This is a genomic window from Gilvibacter sp., assembly GCF_013214815.1.
Taxonomy (GTDB): domain Bacteria; phylum Bacteroidota; class Bacteroidia; order Flavobacteriales; family Flavobacteriaceae; genus Gilvibacter.
The window spans coordinates 25,096-44,505 of sequence record NZ_JABSPU010000013.1; the positions used below are offsets into that span (position 1 = coordinate 25,096).

General features: G+C 44.5%; 8 protein-coding genes. All 8 read right to left on the reverse strand.

The window, feature by feature from the left end; all coding sequences use genetic code 11:
• Positions 1-3: 3 nt before the first annotated feature.
• Positions 4-2,139 carry a glycoside hydrolase family 97 protein gene (locus HRT75_RS04610; protein WP_291183159.1) on the reverse strand — a complete coding sequence of 712 codons (2,136 nt, stop codon included), beginning with the start codon at positions 2,137-2,139 and terminating at the stop codon, positions 4-6.
• A gap of 3 nt (positions 2,140-2,142) precedes the next feature.
• The gene (locus HRT75_RS04615) at positions 2,143-3,060 is read right to left on the reverse strand and encodes a hypothetical protein (protein ID WP_291183161.1); all 918 of its coding nucleotides are present in this window, start codon (positions 3,058-3,060) and stop codon (positions 2,143-2,145) included.
• Positions 3,053-4,438, reverse strand: coding sequence for a vanadium-dependent haloperoxidase (locus HRT75_RS04620; RefSeq protein ID WP_291183163.1), 1,386 nt, complete (start codon positions 4,436-4,438; stop codon positions 3,053-3,055). The genes HRT75_RS04615 and HRT75_RS04620 overlap by 8 nt, the downstream gene beginning before the upstream one ends.
• Positions 4,407-7,679: a VCBS repeat-containing protein gene (locus HRT75_RS04625; RefSeq protein WP_291183165.1), complete on the reverse strand. Its 3,273-nt coding sequence runs from the start codon at positions 7,677-7,679 to the stop codon at positions 4,407-4,409. The genes HRT75_RS04620 and HRT75_RS04625 overlap by 32 nt, the downstream gene beginning before the upstream one ends.
• Positions 7,672-11,010 (reverse strand): FG-GAP-like repeat-containing protein, encoded by a 3,339-nt coding sequence (locus HRT75_RS04630; protein ID WP_291183167.1) that lies wholly within the window; start codon positions 11,008-11,010, stop codon positions 7,672-7,674. Before HRT75_RS04630 ends, HRT75_RS04625 begins: the two co-directional genes overlap by 8 nt.
• Entirely contained in the window at positions 11,003-14,395 is a 3,393-nt protein-coding gene (locus HRT75_RS04635) for a VCBS repeat-containing protein (protein WP_291183169.1), read from the reverse strand. The genes HRT75_RS04630 and HRT75_RS04635 overlap by 8 nt, the downstream gene beginning before the upstream one ends.
• 273 nt (positions 14,396-14,668) lie before the next feature.
• Positions 14,669-16,216, reverse strand: coding sequence for a RagB/SusD family nutrient uptake outer membrane protein (locus HRT75_RS04640; RefSeq protein ID WP_291183171.1), 1,548 nt, complete (start codon positions 16,214-16,216; stop codon positions 14,669-14,671).
• A 7-nt stretch (positions 16,217-16,223) separates the two neighbouring features.
• Positions 16,224-19,325 carry a SusC/RagA family TonB-linked outer membrane protein gene (locus HRT75_RS04645; RefSeq protein WP_291183173.1) on the reverse strand — a complete coding sequence of 1,034 codons (3,102 nt, stop codon included), beginning with the start codon at positions 19,323-19,325 and terminating at the stop codon, positions 16,224-16,226.
• Positions 19,326-19,410 lie beyond the last annotated feature (85 nt).

Below are 19,410 nucleotides of genomic sequence, written 5' to 3' on the forward strand. Positions count from 1 at the left end.
CAGTTATTTTGTCATCACACTAATCGCGAAGCCACCACCGGCAGCCATAGGAATAGTTACTTTTGAGTTTTTGGTTACTTCCATAGTCTCAATCGCATAGGCTGTTGGATTGTCATCCCAATGCGCGCCATCACCGTCTTTGTAAATGGTAGCTGTATAGGTTTTGCCTTCTGGCAAAAAGTCAAAGTTTACTTCTTGAGCCCGTACGGTTTCACCTGTAATTCCACCGACAAACCAGTTGTCAGATCCTCTTTCTTGTCTGGCAATTACCACGTAATCTCCAACTTCTCCGTCAAGAACTACGGACTGTTCCCAGTCTACAGCAACATCACGGATGAATTGGAAGGCTGGATGAATTTCTCCATCCACCATATAGTGCTCAGGCAGGTCTGCTACCATTTGAATTGGGCTGTAGATCACCACATATAATGCAAGCTGTTGCGCTAAGGTTGTATTGAGTTGGTTGGTTGTTTTGTACTCGTCAAACTTGATGTTGAATACTCCAGGAGTGAAATCAATGGGGCCCGAAAGCATACGGGTAAAAGCTACCGTTGGCAAGTGGCTTGGCGGATTTCCTCCGTCTGGAGACCAGGCGTTAAACTCCTGTCCGCGCAGTCCTTCTCTAGAAATTGCATTTGGATAGGTTCTGCGTTTCCCAGTACCTTTAATAGGCTCGTGGGCGTTAATAGCGATCTTCTTTTTAGCTGCTTCTGTTAATACTTTGTGGTAGTGATTGACCATCCACTGTCCGTGGTGATACTCCCCTTCTGGAATGATCTTCCCGACATAACCCGTCTTTACGGAATTCATCCCGTTCTCCTTCATAAAATTGTACGCCACCTCCATTTGCTTCTCATAAGTACGCGGCGCCGCAGAAGTCTCGTGGTGCATGATCACCTCAACGCCTTTTTCTTTAGCGTAGGCCATTACAGCATCAAAATCATAATCTGGATAAGGGGTCATAAAGTCAAACACTCCTTCTCTATCGGTAGTATTGATCCACTGATCCCAGCCGGTATTCCAACCTTCAACCAAGAGGCCTTTGACACCGTTTTCTGAAGCAAAATCGATATAACGCATAGCATTTTCCGTAGTTGCTCCATGACGAGAAGAATTCTTAGCCCCTTCAATATAAGTGTTCATGTCTTGGCTGCCTTCCATATCCCAGGTCGATTTACCAATGTGCATCTCCCACCAGATCCCAACGTACTTCATCGGGGTAAAATAGCTCACATCTCCGATCTCGTTAGGCTCATTGAGGTTGACAATCAAATTGGATTCGATAAGGTCTCCAGCAGATTCTCCGATCTGCATGGTTCGCCATGGCGTAGTGAAAGGAACAGTCAATTTGGCTTTCCCGCCTAGTCTTTCCGAACCTACCAACTCCGAAGTCATTTTGAAGTTTTGCGTGTCTACCTTCAGCGTCATTCCAGCATAGTTGGTCAAGTCTGCCTCGTGGAAGCTCAAATAAAGCCCCTCATCCGTTTTCATGGTTACAGGCGTATTCACAGCGTTCTCGGGAATATAAGTAGCTACCAGCGCCGGATGGTCTCGCATTGCAATGGCATCAATAGCGCTGAACTTACTATTGCTGTACAGCTGTTCGTAAATGTCCCAATCTCCAGGCAACCACCACACATTATGATCGCCAGTAAGGGCAAATTCCGTATGCTCGTCCAAGAGCAATATATCCGTCATATATTCCTGTTCCGGGAATTCAAATCGCAGACCAAAACCGTCGTTAAATACGCGAATAAAAATATTGAACTTTCTTGGGGAATCCCCTTGTTCACTATAACTCATTTTGAGCTCGTTATAGTTGTTTTCAACCTCACGCTGCTCCCCCCAGGGCATTTCCCAAGTCTCTTCCTTGGAACTGGTGGTAGCACCTTCAATAATCATATTCTTTCCAAGATACTCTTGCCCTTCAAACTCAAAACCAACAGCAGAGGTATCGATAATAGTCTTTCCCTTATAGCTCACAGTGTATATAGGCGTACCTTCCGCATTTAAGGCAGTGTTAACCATCAAATTGCCATCCGGAGAGGTAATACTACTTAGGGTTTGTTCTTTTGAACAAGAAATTGAAAAAATCACCAGAGTAATTAATGCGATCATCACACTAGTAAAAGTTCTCATAGATTATTGGTTTTTAAAAGGGAGATAGATCTCGGCTTCCCATTTAAGTGCATCACCACCCATATGCGGGTCACTCTTGTACACTTCAAAAGGCAAAGCTTCTACCTCAAGATTCCTATTTTCCGCAGCTCTTAGTAGCCAATACCATGACTTTTCAGAGATGCTGTAGTTTCCATTAAAAATAGTCTTTATTCCGCTAAAAGCCTGAACCTCTTTAAATTTCACGATCGGAGAGGCTACCAAACTATCACTTGGTTTTATCGGAAAACAAAAGTCAAAGGAAATACTGTCTGTCTTTTGGTCCCAACGCGTCACTTGTAAAAAAGGATCTCCTTGCAGTTCAAGTTCGTTGGTGTTGATATAACCCATGACATCGGCAATATTGCCCATCATGGTGCGTGCCTTTTGTTTGGCCGTGGTCTTCACAGAAACATAGGCACAAAAACGAGCGTCCACCTGTCCCTCAGTAATCTCATTGACTCGGTAGCGTTCCCGGTAGTTCACCCATTCGGTTGCGAGGTCCTCAACGGTCTTTATACTGCGCTTGACAAAATCCGTTTTATAAACTGGCGCATAAAAGTTCTGAACCCAAGTATTCTTGAGATCAGTGATATAAGCAGTTACCTTGGTCGTGCTATCACTCTGTGGTTCTATTTCCCAACGATATTCAAAAAGAGAGTCTTTTAGGCGGACCTTCTGCTGATAGGACTCGTAAGGAACTCTTGAGATCAGTTCTACACTGGAACTATCGGTCTCACCAGGAATAGCAAGCCAAGCACCCAAGTTGCTGTACACCAAGCCCGCAGGATCTTTAGTGACAAAACTGATGCGGTAATTGTACGGCTTGATCAAAAAGTGCCAGGACAAAAGCAGCACTAAAGCCAGCGCCAATACCGTCCAAAATCCACTTTTTTTACTCATTGGTCCAGTTTAGTTTTTCAATAACTAAACCACCTACACTTTTTCCTTGGTCGATGCCATTCTCCACCGCTGCGCGATAGTGAATTCCGCCGTACATGCGACTAATGGCCGCTTCCTTGGCCGCAGCATCAAATGAGGCAAAGGAACGAGCTGGCAGACCATAGGCCATTTCTGTATCGTCTAAAAAGGCGAATTCATCTCCAAAAACATCGGTCAAAACAGTTGCCGCAGCATTAGAAACCACAGAGTGTCCACTGGTGTACTCCGGGAACGGAGGCGTTTGCAAAATAGGCTCCCAGTTCTCATCAATGTGTTTGTTGATCAAAGTTTCTGGACGCACTAAATTAGAGCGGTACTTTTCTGCCCAGCAGTTTATAAAACCGTCAAACAAGGCGATTGAGGTTTTAGTATAAGCATAGATCGTTTTATTGAGATCTGCATCAGCTTGCTTACAAGCAATCTTGGCAATTCCCATCCAGTGGGCGCCAGGAGTGATCTTTTTAGTGGCGAACATCAAGTGGCCACGAGTTACCGAAACATAAGGATTACAATCCCAGTATTGCGCGATCTCCACCTCTTCTGATTTGTCACCAGAGGCCGTGATCTCCTCACTGATATCATAAACTTCCTTGAGCTCTTTGTAGAACGCACTACCCGGTTCCAAGGAGAACTTCGGGTGGTTTTTAGGCTTGAACTGAGCAGCCGAATCCAAAACCATTGGACGGATCTTATTCCAATGCGGTTCAATACCTTCCATATAGGCTGGAGGCGTTGGTTGCCAACGCGCAGGATCGTCAATATCTACGGTGAATTTAGGCATGGTACGCGTTTGCTTGTACATATCCCCATCCAGCCATGCTTTGATGTGATCGGCCACGGCCAATCCGTATTCTTTTGAACGCGCAAACTGCTTTGGATTCTTAGCTTCCCATTGAGCGTAAATACTGTCTGCATAAGTCTGCATCATATCCTCAGAAAAGATGAGTGATTTACTGATCTCCATATGCGCCACTAAAGCAGCTACCCCTGGAACGATCGTATCGTTGTTGATTCTTGGAACCGGAGTTAGCCCTGGCAATTGGAGCGCTAATGATTTATACTTTGGATCCGCTTGAGCCATGATCTCATAAGCTGCTACATTTGGATAGGCATAGATTCTACTCGCCACAGGAGGAGAAAAGATATCGTGAACCATGACCTGCGTAACTTGATCTGCAGCACTTTGGAAATCTGCAGCCTCAACCGTCAAAGGTTCGTAGATCACAGGGGTATCTTCTACTTTATCACCACCATTATCCTTACAAGCCACAAGACTTAAAAACAGGAAACTGGCAAAAAAAGCAAGGCTAAGGGTTCTGTTCATAAGATTCAATTTCATAAATCTGTGTTTTATCATTATTGAAGACTGCTAGTAAATACGGCTGACTGCCTATTTTTATAATCCGTAAATGTCGCAACGATTTTCTTAAAAACGCTAATTCTTGCGACCAAATTAGCTGCGGATCTTCCCCAGGAACAATCAAGGTTCCCGGCTGCGAATCATAGCGCCCGTGAAACGGAATTACACCATCGTAATTTCCGCCTAAAAGAAGCTGCTCAGAACCGTCATTGAAGAAGTCAAAGACCACTCCTGCCATTAAGGGTGCTAATTGCAGTTTTGAGCCGAATGCTACAAAATTATAACCTCCACCGTCATTTCGCAAATAACCAGAGGCTAACTCGTGCACTTTAAAGGTTTGAGCTTGAGCCAAGGCTTCTTCCCCCATCACCTCAGCGATGGATTTTCCAGCAAAATCTGAGAAATTAGGAAACTTCTTTTTCAGGCTAACCATTTGCCCTGCGAGTTCATCCAAAGACAGTAATGGGTAATACGTAATGCCGGTTTTTTGCGCCAAGACAGTCTCTGTGGCTCCATTAGCATCAAAATCCGCGTAATACATCAGTAGCGGATCGTCAGCACTAGCTTTAAACTTCGCGTTGAGTCCCCAGTTGCCCAATACCAAATCTTGATCACCATCCGCGTCTATATCAAAGGGAATCACGAACTGCCATAGGCCGTTTAAGTTTTTATCCGTAAGCGGATCCGCTTCAGTAAAAGCTCCGTCTTTAAACCTAAAGAAACGCGGACGCATCCACTCGCCTACTACAATCAGATCTTGAGTTCCATCGGCATCAAAATCATGCCAGAGGGCATCGGTTACCATTCCCAAATCTGCAAAGACCTCCGGAACCGAACGCTCTAACTTGCCGTTATTATTGATCAATAAATACGATTGCGGTTGACTCCCGAAATCATTAGTCACGGCATAATCTCCAACAAAGACATCCACATCTCCATCGGCATCAAAATCATAAGGAGCTATTACGCTAGCATTGGAATAAGTCTCTGGCAATACGATGGCAGCATCTGGCTGGGTTGATGAAATCAAACGCTCCTTTAATGGATCAGCTTTACCGCTAAAATCAGCACCTGCCGAACCTAAAAGCAATGCAGAAGTGCCGTCACCATTTATATCTATAAAACTGGCAGCTACTTCTTCATAGACCTTGTCCGCCTCCAGTTGTGGAAGTTCAATAGCAGTGATCCCAGATTCTTCAAGGCGATACATACCTGCCTTTTCAAATTTGGAACTCCCTATAAAAAGTTCTGTGATTCCGTCCTTATCCCAATCCCCAAGGGCAAGCGCTGGGCCTTTATCTGAAAGCCTGTAGGGTAAGAGTTTTTGACGGTTAAAATCGAGGTAATTGTCTTCTTTATGCGTGTGATTGAGCCCTAAGTCATCAGGCACCAAAGTGAAAACGGATTGGTTTACCGTTTTTGTTTCGATACGATCCGATGACGTAGATTGATCGTTTGAATTAAACCGAAGTCGTTGACCTAAAGCCACACTGCGTTGGATTTGTCTTTTTCCACCAGGCCAGATCACCACTAAAGAGTCCAAGGCGGTACTGTCCGATAGCCCAAATTCTATCAAAGGTTCGCTGCTTGCTTGGAATCCACGAGCAGTATAAAGTTCTTTGTAATACATTTTCCCTTGCTGATACGCAAAGGCTTTAGCACCAATAGCGAAAGGATTCTCCCCGCTTCCTTGCAATTCTAATTGTATATAGTTGCCTGTGGATTCGATATCATTGCGATACACCAAAAGTGGCGCGTTCAGCACATTACTAACCACGTCCATATCTCCATCAGCGTCTAGATCTGCAAGCACGGTGGCACCCGCAATCTGCGCATCCTTTCCGATCCAAGCTTCTGATTGATCGGAAAATTTGAGCTCTGCACTCCCACGAAATACCTTATTGGAAATGGCTCCAGAAGGCATCATCTCCAAGGCCTTTTGATCCATCAACTTGGCATTGTCTCTGCTCTCATCAATGGCTCCGGAAGACACAAATCGAATGAAATCCAAGTCATTCGGTCGCTTGGGAATGCCGTTAGAGATCCAAAGGTCTTGATAGCCGTCTTGGTCAAAATCGTGAAACAAAGCTGCCCAACTCCAATCAGTTGCAGCGACTCCACTCATTAGTGCGGTCTCAACAAAATTACCGTCCGGTTGGTTGAGAAAGAGCATGTTTCGGCTAAATTGATAGTGGTATCCGTATTGCAGCAGGCGCATACGTTGGGTTTGAAAATTCTCATCACCCTCAGAGGCTTTTACCACAGCTTCTTCTTCGGGAAGCATGTCTAAGGTGATCAAATCCGGACGACCGTCGTTGTTGATGTCAGCAGCGTCATTCCCCATAGAGAACCGCGAGACGTGGCCAAAGGCTTCACGCAGTTGTTCGCTAAAGGTCCCGTCGGTATTGTTGATGTAGTAGTAATCGTCTTCGTGAAAATCGTTTCCGATGTAAAGGTCAGGATAACCGTCATTATTGAAGTCGGCCACAGCGACACCCAAGCCATAACTGCTGATCCCGCCATAAATTCCTGCCTCCTCACTGACATCCGTAAAGACACCACCGTCATTGCGCATCAAACGATCTCCGGTCTTCTCGTTGCGCTTTTCTCGCTGACTGGAACGCCCAAAAGAGCCTTGTGTATGCACCGCATGATTGAGTAAATACAGATCGAGGTCTCCATCTAAATCATAATCCAGAAAGGCCGCAGAGGTGCCGTAAGTTTGAGCGTCCAAACCGTATTTGGCCGCTTCTTCTTTAAAAGTGCCATCGCCTTGGTTGACAAAAAGTTCGTGATGACCAGTGAATCCATTGATGCCTACAACCGCACAGACATAGATGTCCAAAAGTCCATCGGCATTGATGTCTACCATGATAGCTCCGGTATTCCAACTGCTGCTTCCCGCAACGCCAGCAGACTCAGGAGCTTCTTCAAACTGAAAATTACCTTTGTTGAAATACAATTTATTGGGCCCCATATTAGCCGACGCATAGAGATCCGGAAGGCCGTCACCGTTGACATCGCCTACAGCTAGTCCTCCGCCGTTATAGAAATAGAGATAATCCAGAATATTAAGACTATCGGTTTCTACTAAGGTGTTGGCAAAAGAGATACCCGTGCTATCCGCAGGAAGCTGTTTAAAGGCCAAAGAAGGTGCTTGGTCTCGCTCCGTGCAGGACCACAAAAAGAAGAGTCCAGCAAGCAAGCTCCATTTACTCATTCAAACGATGAATTATAGGTTCCGAGTCGTTAATAGCGGTGATCATAAATCGATTGCCATTGGCGTCAGAGAAGATTTGCATATGTTTAACCTCGTCCTTCACAAAGAATCCAGAATCCTCATACTCTTGCCAAGCAAAGTTACCTGCTCCATCATTGAGTAAGACGCTACCGTAATTGGCATCCAATCGGGAATACTGAGGTTTGAATTCATAGTTGTTCCCTCCGAGCAGTAAATCCAAAGTTCCGTCTTTGTTCAAGTCTGTACATTGAATTCCACAAACACAAGAAAGCTGAGCGCGTGCTGGTAAAGCAACGAATTTGAATTTTCCATCTCCTTCATTGATCGCCACCATGTTTTGAGAAGTCACCACCTCTTTCACCAAAGCACGACCCAATACCGCTGGAGTAAAGAGTTCTTGGATGCTCTTCTTGGCGTATTCTGAGGCGCGAAGGTTTTCCTTTTTAAGCGATACCATTTGGTTCACAATTTCCTTCTTTTGGTGGATCGGCATATCACGACCGTCCAAGGTTTGTGTAACCAGCTGTTCAATGGTTCCGTTATTGTCAAAGTCACTGATCCAGATCTTCATTGGACTCTCTGCCGTTGGCTTGTAGTGGATGTTCTCTCCTTGGTTTCCTAACACAAGGTCAAGATCTCCATCACCGTCCAGGTCTGCCGCCTCAACTGCGTTCCACCAACCGGTTTGCTGCTCCAAGTCTGTAGTGACCATATTGAGCACACCATCTTGCAACTGATAAACCATAGGTGCTCCCCAATCAGAAACGGTTAAAAGTTCTTTGGTTTCATCGCCCAAAAGATCGATCCACACGGCATCCGTGATCATCCCGCTCAAGCGAGAAAGGTTCTTCAATACCTTAGCGCTGGCTAATTGAAATTGTCCTCCCCCTGTATTCTCTAAGAAGACAGAAGATGGATCAATACCGTAAATCCCGATCACAGAACGAGCTGCTAGGAATACGTCCATATCGCCATCACCGTCGTAATCATAAGGAGCTATAGCCGAGATATTCGTAGTTCCCGGCGGTAAATTCAAGGCTGCTTTTTGAAAAACACCATTACCGTTATTGATATATATTCTAGCGGTCAAAGAAGTGTTCTCGTCACGCTGATTACCTCCAGAACCAACCATGAGGTCAAGATCACCGTCTCCATCCATATCAAAGAAACTCGCTGCCGTGTCCTCAAACTCCGCATCTGCCGCTAGACCAGGCTGTTTTAAAGCACGCATATTTCCATTTCCACTGTGGAGATAGATCATGCCCGCTTGCCCTTTGGCTCCTCCGATGAAAACATCCTCATGCCCGTCGGCATTAATATCTGCAACGGCTAAGGCTGGGCCTTCTTGAGACACCTTTTTATAGATCATCCCTTCATAGTCAAAGTCCTCGTAGTTATTCTCTTCGTGCGCCGCCAGGCTAGTTTCCATTTCACTGATAAAGGTGGTCTTTGCCTCTGGCTTTGAAGGATTATAGGTAACAGTGGCCGCTTCCATATCGAAATCATAAGTCGAATTGGCAGCCAAATTAGTACGTACATCCGTACGGTCGTCTGGCCAGATCACGCGTAGTGAATCTATTGTAGTCGCCTTACCCAATCCAATGGTCATTGGATGTTCCATAGAAGATTGGAATCCTCTGGACGGAACCAATTCTTGAAGTACCTCTTGTCCGTCATAGTACATGCGTACTCGTGTACCAATAGCAAAGCGGTTTGCCGCTGTCCCTTTGAATCGAAGCTTAATATAGTTGTTATCTAACTGCTCCGAATTGTTGCGGTAGAGGAAGGAAGCCATATTCACATTGTTGACCACCAAATCCAAGTCACCGTCATTATCTAAATCTCCATAGGCAGCACCGTTAGACAATCCAGGCTCACCCAAGCCCCATTTAACGGCCTTGTTGTCAAAGGTCAGATCACGTTGGTTGTGGTAAGCGTAGTTAGGTACAGGCACAACCGGCATCTTATCAATGATACTATCGATAGCTTCTTTTTTACCCGTCAGAGCCATTTTCTGAATGATCTCATTGGCAAAGAAATCCACGAAGTCCAAGTCTGTAAGGTCATGATTCACCCCGTTGGTCACAAAAATATCGCGGTAACCGTCGTTGTCCATATCAAACATCAAACCAGACCAACTCCAGTCCGTAGCCGAAACACCGCTGTAATAAGCGATCTCAGAAAAGCTCCCGTTACCGTTGTTGAGCTGTAAGGTGTTCTGTATGTACTGCTGATAGAAATCTTTACTCTGCTTGAGTTTAAAGACGTTGTAGCCCTCAAATTCCATAACAGATTTTACGCGCTGATCGCCATCGGGCAACATATCGGTAATGAAGATGTCTTGATTTCCATCGTTGTTGATGTCTGCCATATCAATACCCATAGCAGAAAGGCAAAGGTGGTTCATCCAATTCTTGATGTCTTCTGTAAAAGTTCCATCTTGATTATTGATGTAGAGGTAATCACGCTCGTAGAAGTCATTGGAAACATAAATGTCAGGCCAAAGGTCATTGTTGATGTCGGTGACCATAACTCCCAATCCAAAACCGATCAAACTTCCGTAGATACCAGCCTCTTCACTGACCTCCGTGAAAGTGCCGCCATCATTACGCAAAAGCATATCTCCAACTCCGCGGAACATTTTAGGCACGTCCCAATCTTGAGCGCGAACATCACGTTGGTGCGCAAATCCTAAGGAAGTCACCGGAATATTACTGTTGATGAGAATATAGGCGTCCAGCTCTCCGTCTTTCTCGTACTCAAAGAAAGTCGCGTGGGTAGAAAAGCCCGTCTCTGCCAAATTGAATTCTGCCGCTTTCTCTGTAAAGGTTAGATCGCCATTGTTGATGTAAAGATCGTTGTCGTGATTATCGCCTTCCATGTTTCCGGCATTACTCACGTAAATATCCAAAAGACCGTCCTGGTTAATGTCTACCATATTTACTCCTGTAGACCAAGGTTTGTTCCCGGCAACACCAGCAGTCTCTGTAATGTCTTTGAATTTAAAATTCCCTTCATTGAGGAAGAGTTTGTTCGGACCCATATTGGCGGTCATATAGATATCCGCCAGTCCATCGTTGTTGATGTCGCCAATAGCGACACCGCCACCGTTGTAAAAGTTTCGGTATTTGAAGATGTTGAAATCCTTTTGATTCACCACAGTATTGGTGAAATCAAATCCGGTCTCCGCTGGGTCTGTCTTGGTAAAAAGGGTGTCACTAACAATAGCGGCGTCCTTTTCTTGGGGATTGTCCTCACAAGAGGTAAAGATTAGCCCTAAAAGGCCAAAAGTCAATAAGTATTTATTCATTGGGTACTTGAATAACATCATTTGATATTTCTAAAACAACCGCTTTGCCATTGTTACGGGTAACAATCACATGCGGTCGGTCATTTATAGTTATTGGTTGTATTGCTCTGTAGCTCCCTGCCAAATTTAAATTCGGATCGTTGACAGCTGTAAAGCCTGTTTTAGGATCAAAGAGCAATAGTGCACCTTTCAGGGCGTCTAAACGTCCTATTTGCGTGCTGACCTCAGTGCGGTTCCCTACGAGGAAAACATCGGGAAAACCGTCTGAGTTAAAGTCATTTACAAAGATATCATTCACTGCGGATATTTGCGCAGCAAATGGTAGTATAGTTGTGTTAAAATTACCGTTTCCGAGGTTTTCAAAGTAAGTAGAGGCAAGGGTTTCTACAGATTTTGTCGTTGCAGCACTCCAAAGGGCTTCTGGGAGGATGTCTTTGGTTTTCGCTCCGGCAAAATCAGCATAGGACAAATAGTTCTTATTGATCTGCGGAATTTGTTTGGCAAGCTCATCTTTAGAAGGCAAAAGGGTCTCTTGGCCTTGATAATTATAGGTGATGAGTGTTTCTTCGGATCCATTGCCGTTAAAGTCACCACGATAGAGTTTTAAAGGATCTTGAACGCTCGCAGTAAGTCTGGAATTAAGTCCCCAATTCCCTGCGACGATATCTAAATCCCCGTCCGCATCAAAATCAGCAACAACGGCAGTTTCCCACAGCCCGGAACTGATAGAGAAAACGGAAGGACTTTGATCCTCCAGCACGCCTTTATTGTTGATATAGAGTTGTGGAGCCATCCAATGACCTATCACTAAAGCATCGGGCCAATCGTCTCCATTAAAATCATCCCAAACAATTTCTTTCACCTTTCCGAGGTCTGCCCAATCAGGCGCCCTCTGAGCGGTGACGTCAATAAATTTCCCATCACCTTCATTGGACAACAATACTTGAGTAGCGCTCGCTCCAAAATCTTTTGCCTTTCCATCCACAGCAATGCTGAGATCTAAGTCACCATCCAGGTCAAAATCAATTGCCGCAACACTTGCTGCATTGAAGGAAAGACCTGCGAAGGCGGTGTCATCCTTTAACATTCCATCATCAGTATTCCAATAAAGCCTAGGTTGAATGGCTTTCCCATCTGTGAATTCATTTCCTCCACTGACCACGACCAAATCGGGACGGCCATCGCTATTGAAATCGGCAAAAACAGCCGCAACGTCTTCTGATAGTCTATCTGAAGAAAGGTCCATTCGAGAATCTGCTATAAAACTGCCATCGGATTGTTGCAATTGAAGCTCAGATGCCTGTCCTTTAGCGCCGCAGAAAAAAACGTCTTCAAGACCGTCACCATTGACATCTGCAACAGCTACTCCAGGCCCTTCATTGGTACTTGCATAGGCGATGAGCGGATCCAAGTTGAACTCTAATGAAGCATTTTCCTTGTGGGTGAAGAGTTCGATAGCTGTATTCTCGAGATAGGACTCGTCTCCAGTCCACGAAACGCCTGCATGCATAAACTTGTCATATCTCGAAACCCTGAGTTTAGTATTTATTTTAGGGTCGTAGAATGCTGTATTCCCTGGAATTTCTCCTGTCCAGGATATAATGACAGAATCAATTTTGGTATCTCTGCCCAAGCCAAAATGCAAGTTCGTATCCATGGCGCTTTGATATCCACGCGTTGGAAACACTTCCTGATATTGAATCCCCGATGCTGTATATACACGAACTCGAGCACCAATAGCCCGCCCATTGTTGTTTGGAAGGCTATCTTTCGCATTCAAGTGACCATAATCGTAAAGGCGTAGCTGCCAATAATTGGTAGAATCTTTCTCTCTAGTAAGATTCCTATAAACCGTTGCCGGTTGATTCACGTTGTTGGAAACTATATCTAGATCTCCATCATTGTCTAAATCCGCATAAATACTACCATTGCTAAAGGTCGGCACTCCGGCCACCCAATCTTTGGATTGATCCGAGAATTGTTGCCCATTTTCATTTTTATAGAAGTAGTTGAGCGTGTTCTTTTCTGGGATCTTTGCTACAAAGGCCATGTCTTCTTGCGTCATACCTTTACCCAGACGCTTCTGAATGGCCTCATCTGCAATGAAATTGATGAAATCCATATCGTTAGTAGCACCAACAATTCCGTTGCTAATAAAAATATCCTTGAGCCCGTCATTATCAAAATCTGCAATAAGTGGCGCCCAGGACCATTCAGTCGCAGAAATACCACTCAAAAATGCGGTCTCATTAAAACGCATATTACCTTGATTGAAGTGCAAGGCATTTTGCATGTACTGCGGCGCATAACCGTTACGCAGGTAGTTGTTATAGGTGGAATACCCGAATTCAACCCCAGAGGACTTATAGGTTTGCAGATCTTCTGGCAGCATGTCCACAGAGAGAATATCCGTGAGGCCGTCGTTGTTGAGATCGGCGAGATCTACTCCCATAGTGTAGTGAGAGGTATGCCCTAGTGGGTTTTGATCACTGCTGATATGCTCTTGAAAGACATGATCAAAATTATTCAAATAGAGGTAGTCGTTCTCAAAGAAATCGTTGCCAACATAGATATCTGGCAGTCGGTCATAATTCAAATAACCTATACCCAGCCCTAGTCCATATCCAATAGGGCTTTGGTAGATTCCCGCCTCCTGTGAAATATTGCGGTAAACACCGTTTTCATTGACATAAAGTCGATCCCCAGAAAGCGAATCGATTTGCTTGCGTTTACTGCCTCGTCCATAATTACTGTTTGGATTGACGGTATGGTTCATTAAAAACACATCCAAATCGCCATCTTGGTCGTAATCAAAAAAGGAAGCCTGAGTGGAATAACCTTTGAAGTCAAGGCCATATTCTGCCGCCTGTTCTTTAAAGCTTGGTATGCCGTCATCAGACACCCCTTGATTGACAAACAGTTTATTACCACCCGATTCTGGATCCAAGGGAGCCACTTTGCACACATAGAGATCCAAGAAGCCATCATTGTTTATGTCTACCGTGGTTACTCCTGTGCTCCAACCGGTTCCATCTAAGACTCCTGCAGTCTTGGCTATTTCTTTGAACTTAAAATTCCCTTGATTTAGATAGAGTGCATTTGGACCTTCATTGGCAGTGAAGTATAAATCAACAAGACCATCATTATTGAAATCTCCTGCTGCCAAACCGCCACCATTGTAGTAATAGATATAATTGAGGATGTTTCGCTCGGGACGATTCAGCAGTTTATTCTCAAATTCGATTCCACTGCTGTCTGCAGCAACGATCTCAAAACGGTAATCTTTAGCTACTTCTGGTTTTGAATCACAAGCCACAATCAGCAACAAAAAAAGACCTGTAAAGACAGGTAAGAAGTGAAGATATTTAGAGGATAGTCGCTTCATTCGAAAGTGACCGAAATGTACGTAATCGCCAAGAAATATGCGAAAAATCAACCCGGATAATGGAGGAGAATTTTTAGAATGAGCCTTAACAATGCAAGAAAATATTGCTTTTTGGAGATTCTATCGTAGTTGGGCTACTTTAGGATCGAAAGAAGCAGTGAAACAAATATTTTAAAGCAGTTTGAAGGCGTAATGAAAATTCAAATTCATTATCCGGGTATAAAAAAACAGGCTCCCAAAAGGAGCCTGTTTCTATCTTGAAAAAGGAAAATTCTAGTATCCTTCGTTCTGAACCAAGTTAGGGTTAGAAAGAAGTGCGTTAATTGGAATAGGATACAAGTTTCTGAAGGTCGCCCCTACAGAAGCAGCATCTTTGAATTCCCAGTCACGAGTAAATTGTCCGAAACGCAACAAGTCATTACGTCTCCAGAACTCGTACCATAGCTCACGTCCACGCTCAGCTAACATATCAGCTTCTGATACACTTCCAAGTGGAGAAGCTCCACGAAGTGCTCTAAGCTCGTTAACCATAGCAGTAGCGTCTCCGCCCATACGCATCATAGCCTCAGCTTTCATCAAGTGAGCATCTGCGTAACGGAATACGATCTCGTGAGAAGTAAACGATCCGTTTACTGGGTGATACTTGATCATACGTACACCAGTAGCTTCACCGTTACCTTGAAGACCAGGAAGCTCCTTAGTAAATACTAGGTTGTTTCCAGGACGGTCTTTAAGTGGAGTTCCGTCTTCGTTGTACTGTTGGTTGATCAAGAATCCATATCCAATACCTAAGTTAGTATCGTCTGCATTAGATGCATCTGGCACCCATCCACGACGCTCTTCTTGACCGTCACCTACGTAGTTAGATGTTGGGTTTCCTTCAAAGGCATCGTAGAACTCAGCCAAAGTAGTAAATCCGTTCCATCCACCACCAGCGTTGTCTGGAGCGTTGATGTTGTAGTGCATACCATTCCAGATACGGTTACCTACAGAGGTAACAGCCCACCAGATGGTTTCGTTATCTACATCTTGCTTAAATAGATCAAAATATCCAGCTTGCAATGCAAATCCATCAGCAGCGATAGCATCAACAGCGTCGATTACCGCTTGATAGTCTGAATTGTCAATAGAACCTTTGTGACGCTCAGCGTTAAGTCGCAACTTAGCCAACATAAAGTTAGCCGCAGCTTGAGAAGCACGGTTGGTCTCTGCACTTGGTCCTGTAGCAGGAAGATCTGGCAATGCAGTTGTCAAATCATTCAAGATGAAATCGTAAGCTTCAGCAGCTGAAAGAACAACAGGGTCTACCTCTGGTCCATCATCTACGTTTCTGAAAGGAGCAACTCCCCAGAAGTCTAATACGAAATACATACTAAATGCACGTAGGAACTTCGCTTCCGCAGCTTGTTGAGCTGTCGGGCTTGAACGAGAATCGATAACTTCCGAAGCACGGAATACGTTCTGGTTCAAGTTGTTCCAAGTGTTCAAAATGTACTGGTGTGTTGGAGACCAAGTGTGCGCGTGAAGCGTACGCCAGATTCCGTTATCACCCCAGTCAGTACCACGAGTTGGTACTAAGGTCTCATCAGTTGATACTTCGTTCAAAGCGAAGAAGTTCGCCTGATCACCAAGTTGCCCGTAAACATCGTTATATACGTTGTTAAGAGCTGCCTCAGCGTTTACCCCGTCAAAACCAACAGATTCGTCAGTAAGTACAGAGTCAGTTGCCTCAATCTCTAAGTCGGTACAAGAAATTGCCAAAAGAGAAACGAGGGCCATCGCTAGTAGCGATCTTGTGTTCATCAAAATGTTTCTTTTCATAATAATTTTAGAATTTAGCATTTATACCAAATGAAATTGTTCTCGGTCTTGGGAACGCCGTGTAATCGATACCGTATACTGGGAATCCGTTCAATAGATCTCCACCACCTGGTGATACAGAAACTTCAGGATCAAGACCAGAGTAGTCAGTGATCACGAACAAGTTCTGTCCGATTAGCGACAGTTGTAAAGCGTCAAACAATCCATCTTCTTCCATCGGCACGTTGTATGACAACGTTGCGTTCTGAAGTCTTACAAAATCCCCAGCTTCTAGGAATCTTGTTGAAACATCTGCAGCAGCATCAAACGACTCACCAGAAGTCAATGTCTCTGGCAATACGTTACGACCCCCTCTAAATGCACCAGCCGTAAAGAATGCGTTTGCTGTGTTGTTGTAGATGTAGTGTCCGAACTGACCGTTAAAGAATGCCGATAACGTCCAGTTTTTATAGTTAAATGTAGTAGAGAGACCAGCAGTAATGTCTGGCAAAGCGCTCTTTCCTACGAACTTTTGTACGTCTCCTTCAGGATACAAAGGTTGTCCTGTAGTAGCGTCGAATCCACCAAACTCTCTCAAGAAGTATGAGAAAAGTGGCTGTCCTTCTTGCAGCTGCTGAGCAAATGCAAGAGATAGACCTTGACCACGGATAGTACCCGCTGGGAACTGTCCTTGTAGGCTGGTGATTTCGTTTTCGTTATAAGTCAATTGGAAGTTAGCGTTCCAGCTAAAGTCCTCTTGATCAATAATGTCATATCCTAACGCGATTTCAATACCTTGGTTGATTACCTCTGAATCTGGTAAGTTCAAGAATACGAATGGCTGAGCAGCTGGCTGCGCAGAGATGGTACGTAGCAATAGGTCAGTAGTAGACTTGCGGTATACATCAACAGTAGCTGTGAAGCGGTCGTTGTTTACACCAAAGTCGATACCAGCACCGAATTGCATTGTTTCCTCCCACTTCAAGTCTGGGTTAGCAAAAGACTGAGAAGAAGTACCAGGGATGTTAATATCACCACCGTCGTTGATCACGTCTCCACCTCCGAAGCGCTCACGCTGAAGGAAGTTACCGTATCCTAGACCATCTTGGTTACCAGTGATACCCCAGTTCAAACGAAGTTTTAAAGTAGATACATTGTCACCAATGAAATCTTCTTCGTTGATCTTCCAAGCAACAGCAGCTGATGGGAAGTATCCGTACTTGTTGTCATCACCAAAAGTTGATGAACCATCCGCACGCATTGTAGCGGTGAATAAGTACTTATCTGCAAGCGTGTAGTTCACACGAGCAAAGTAAGACTGTAGCTCGTCAAAGCTATCGAAAGTATCTCCGAACAAGGAACGAGTACGTGCACCTGAAGTAGACCCAATGTTATCCTGAAGGATCTCTGGGAATAGACGGTTCACGAAAGTACCGTTGATGTTTGGAGCGTATCCATACTGTTGGTAAGAACCAGTGATTTGGCTCTCTACAGCATCAGCAGAAGAAACAAGATCGTCGATCATGTCTCCCATCTGCGTAGTAAAGAATCCGAAACCACTCAAGTTACGACCGTTACGATCGAACTTTTGGTAAGAGTAACCAGCAAGTACGTCCAAAGAGCTGTTTTCAAACTCTTTCTTATAGTTAACAGTTGCTTCCAAAAGCGTGTTAGTTGCTTCGCGCTCGCTAACTCCAGCAACACCGTTTCCGAATGCACCTTGGTCAACGTTAAGAGCGCGTGCACTTGTAGCACTGCTTAAGAAAGTATCAGAATAGTCATAACCTAAGTTAACTTTTGCAGAAAATTCCGATGTGATATCGTACTCTGCAGAAGCGTTAATAAGGATACGGTCTGTGTTACCTAAGTTCTCAGTGTACGCCAATAACGCAGCAGGAGAAGTTAGACCACCAGTTCCCGTAAAGTCAGGATTGTTTGGCCAAGTTGGGTTTGCTGAGTAAGCAGAACCAAGTAAGTCACCTCTAAATCCGGCAGAACCAGAAAGTGGAGCGAACTCATCGTTAGTACGACCGTAAGAAGCCTGTAATCCTAATTTCAGTTTATCTTCCAAGAAACGGTGCTGTGCGTTCAAACGCGCAGTAACACGCTCAAGAGACGAGTTCTCTACGATACCGAAGTTCTTAGAGTAACTGAAACTCGCACGTACATTACCATCACCGTAGTTGTTGGTATAAGACAAGTTGTTTGTTGTAGAAGTAGCTCTTCTAAATACTACATCTTGCCAGTCAGTTTTGGCACCGAAGTCACGCTCCGCGATGTCAAAACCGTTAGCAGCAGAAGCAGCAAGGTAAGCGTCAGCATCAAGTAGGTCGTACTCGTTTGCAGCCTCAGCTACAGAGAAAGTAGAACTCAACTCGAAAGATCCTCCGCGACCACTACGACCAGACTTGGTAGTAATGATTACAACCCCGTTCGCACCACGAGAACCATAGATAGCCGTTGCAGATGCATCCTTCAAAATAGAGATGCTCTCGATATCATTCGGGTTCAAGAAGTTTAACGGGTTACGAGGAGCAGCAGAACCGAAAGAAGTTCCACTCAATTCCTGACTTGTGTCATTGGCTAATGGCACACCGTCAACAACGAATAGCGGGTTGTTGTTCGAACGAATCGAGTTCGAACCACGAATTCTAAACGCTACAGCAGAACCTGGTTCCCCAGAATCCTGAGAAATCTGAACCCCGGCAGTTTTACCTTGGATCAATTGTTCCGGAGAAGCGATTACCCCTTGGTTAAAGTCGTCTGACGTAACCGCCGTAACTGCACCAGTTGCGTCTTTCACGGTCGTAGAACCATAACCAATAATAACTACCTCTTCTAGCGCTTCAGTGTCTTCCTGCATCACGAAGTTGATGGTAGTCTGTCCGTTTACTGAAACTTCAGATGTCACAAATCCAACATAACTAAACACAAGTGTGGCGTTGGAATCAACATCACTCAAAGAATAGTTACCGTCAAAATCTGTTTGTGCTCCGTTAGAAGTACCTTTTACAAGTACATTCACCCCTGGAAGCGGGCCTGTAGCATCAGACACCGTACCCGAGACGCTAATCTGAGCGTAAACTGTACTCCCAAGTAGCGCAAACATCGGAAGTAGAAAAAGTCTCATTAGTAATTTGTTTTTCATACAGTTATTTGGTTTAGATTAATTAAAATTTCAAATTGTTTTTAAGGATTTGACAACACCACTGATT

What these genes read in the sequence shown, in the direction of transcription:
- HRT75_RS04625 (WP_291183165.1), bottom strand. Translation starts at nt 7,679, where the DNA reads ATGAGTAAATGGAGCTTGCTTGCTGGACTCTTCTTTTTGTGGTCCTGC.
- HRT75_RS04635 (WP_291183169.1), bottom strand. Translation starts at nt 14,395, where the DNA reads ATGAAGCGACTATCCTCTAAATATCTTCACTTCTTACCTGTCTTTACA.
- HRT75_RS04630 (WP_291183167.1), bottom strand. Translation starts at nt 11,010, where the DNA reads ATGAATAAATACTTATTGACTTTTGGCCTTTTAGGGCTAATCTTTACC.
- HRT75_RS04640 (WP_291183171.1), bottom strand. Translation starts at nt 16,216, where the DNA reads ATGAAAAGAAACATTTTGATGAACACAAGATCGCTACTAGCGATGGCC.
- HRT75_RS04615 (WP_291183161.1), bottom strand. Translation starts at nt 3,060, where the DNA reads ATGAGTAAAAAAAGTGGATTTTGGACGGTATTGGCGCTGGCTTTAGTG.
- HRT75_RS04645 (WP_291183173.1), bottom strand. Translation starts at nt 19,325, where the DNA reads ATGAGACTTTTTCTACTTCCGATGTTTGCGCTACTTGGGAGTACAGTT.
- HRT75_RS04610 (WP_291183159.1), bottom strand. Translation starts at nt 2,139, where the DNA reads ATGAGAACTTTTACTAGTGTGATGATCGCATTAATTACTCTGGTGATT.
- HRT75_RS04620 (WP_291183163.1), bottom strand. Translation starts at nt 4,438, where the DNA reads ATGAAATTGAATCTTATGAACAGAACCCTTAGCCTTGCTTTTTTTGCC.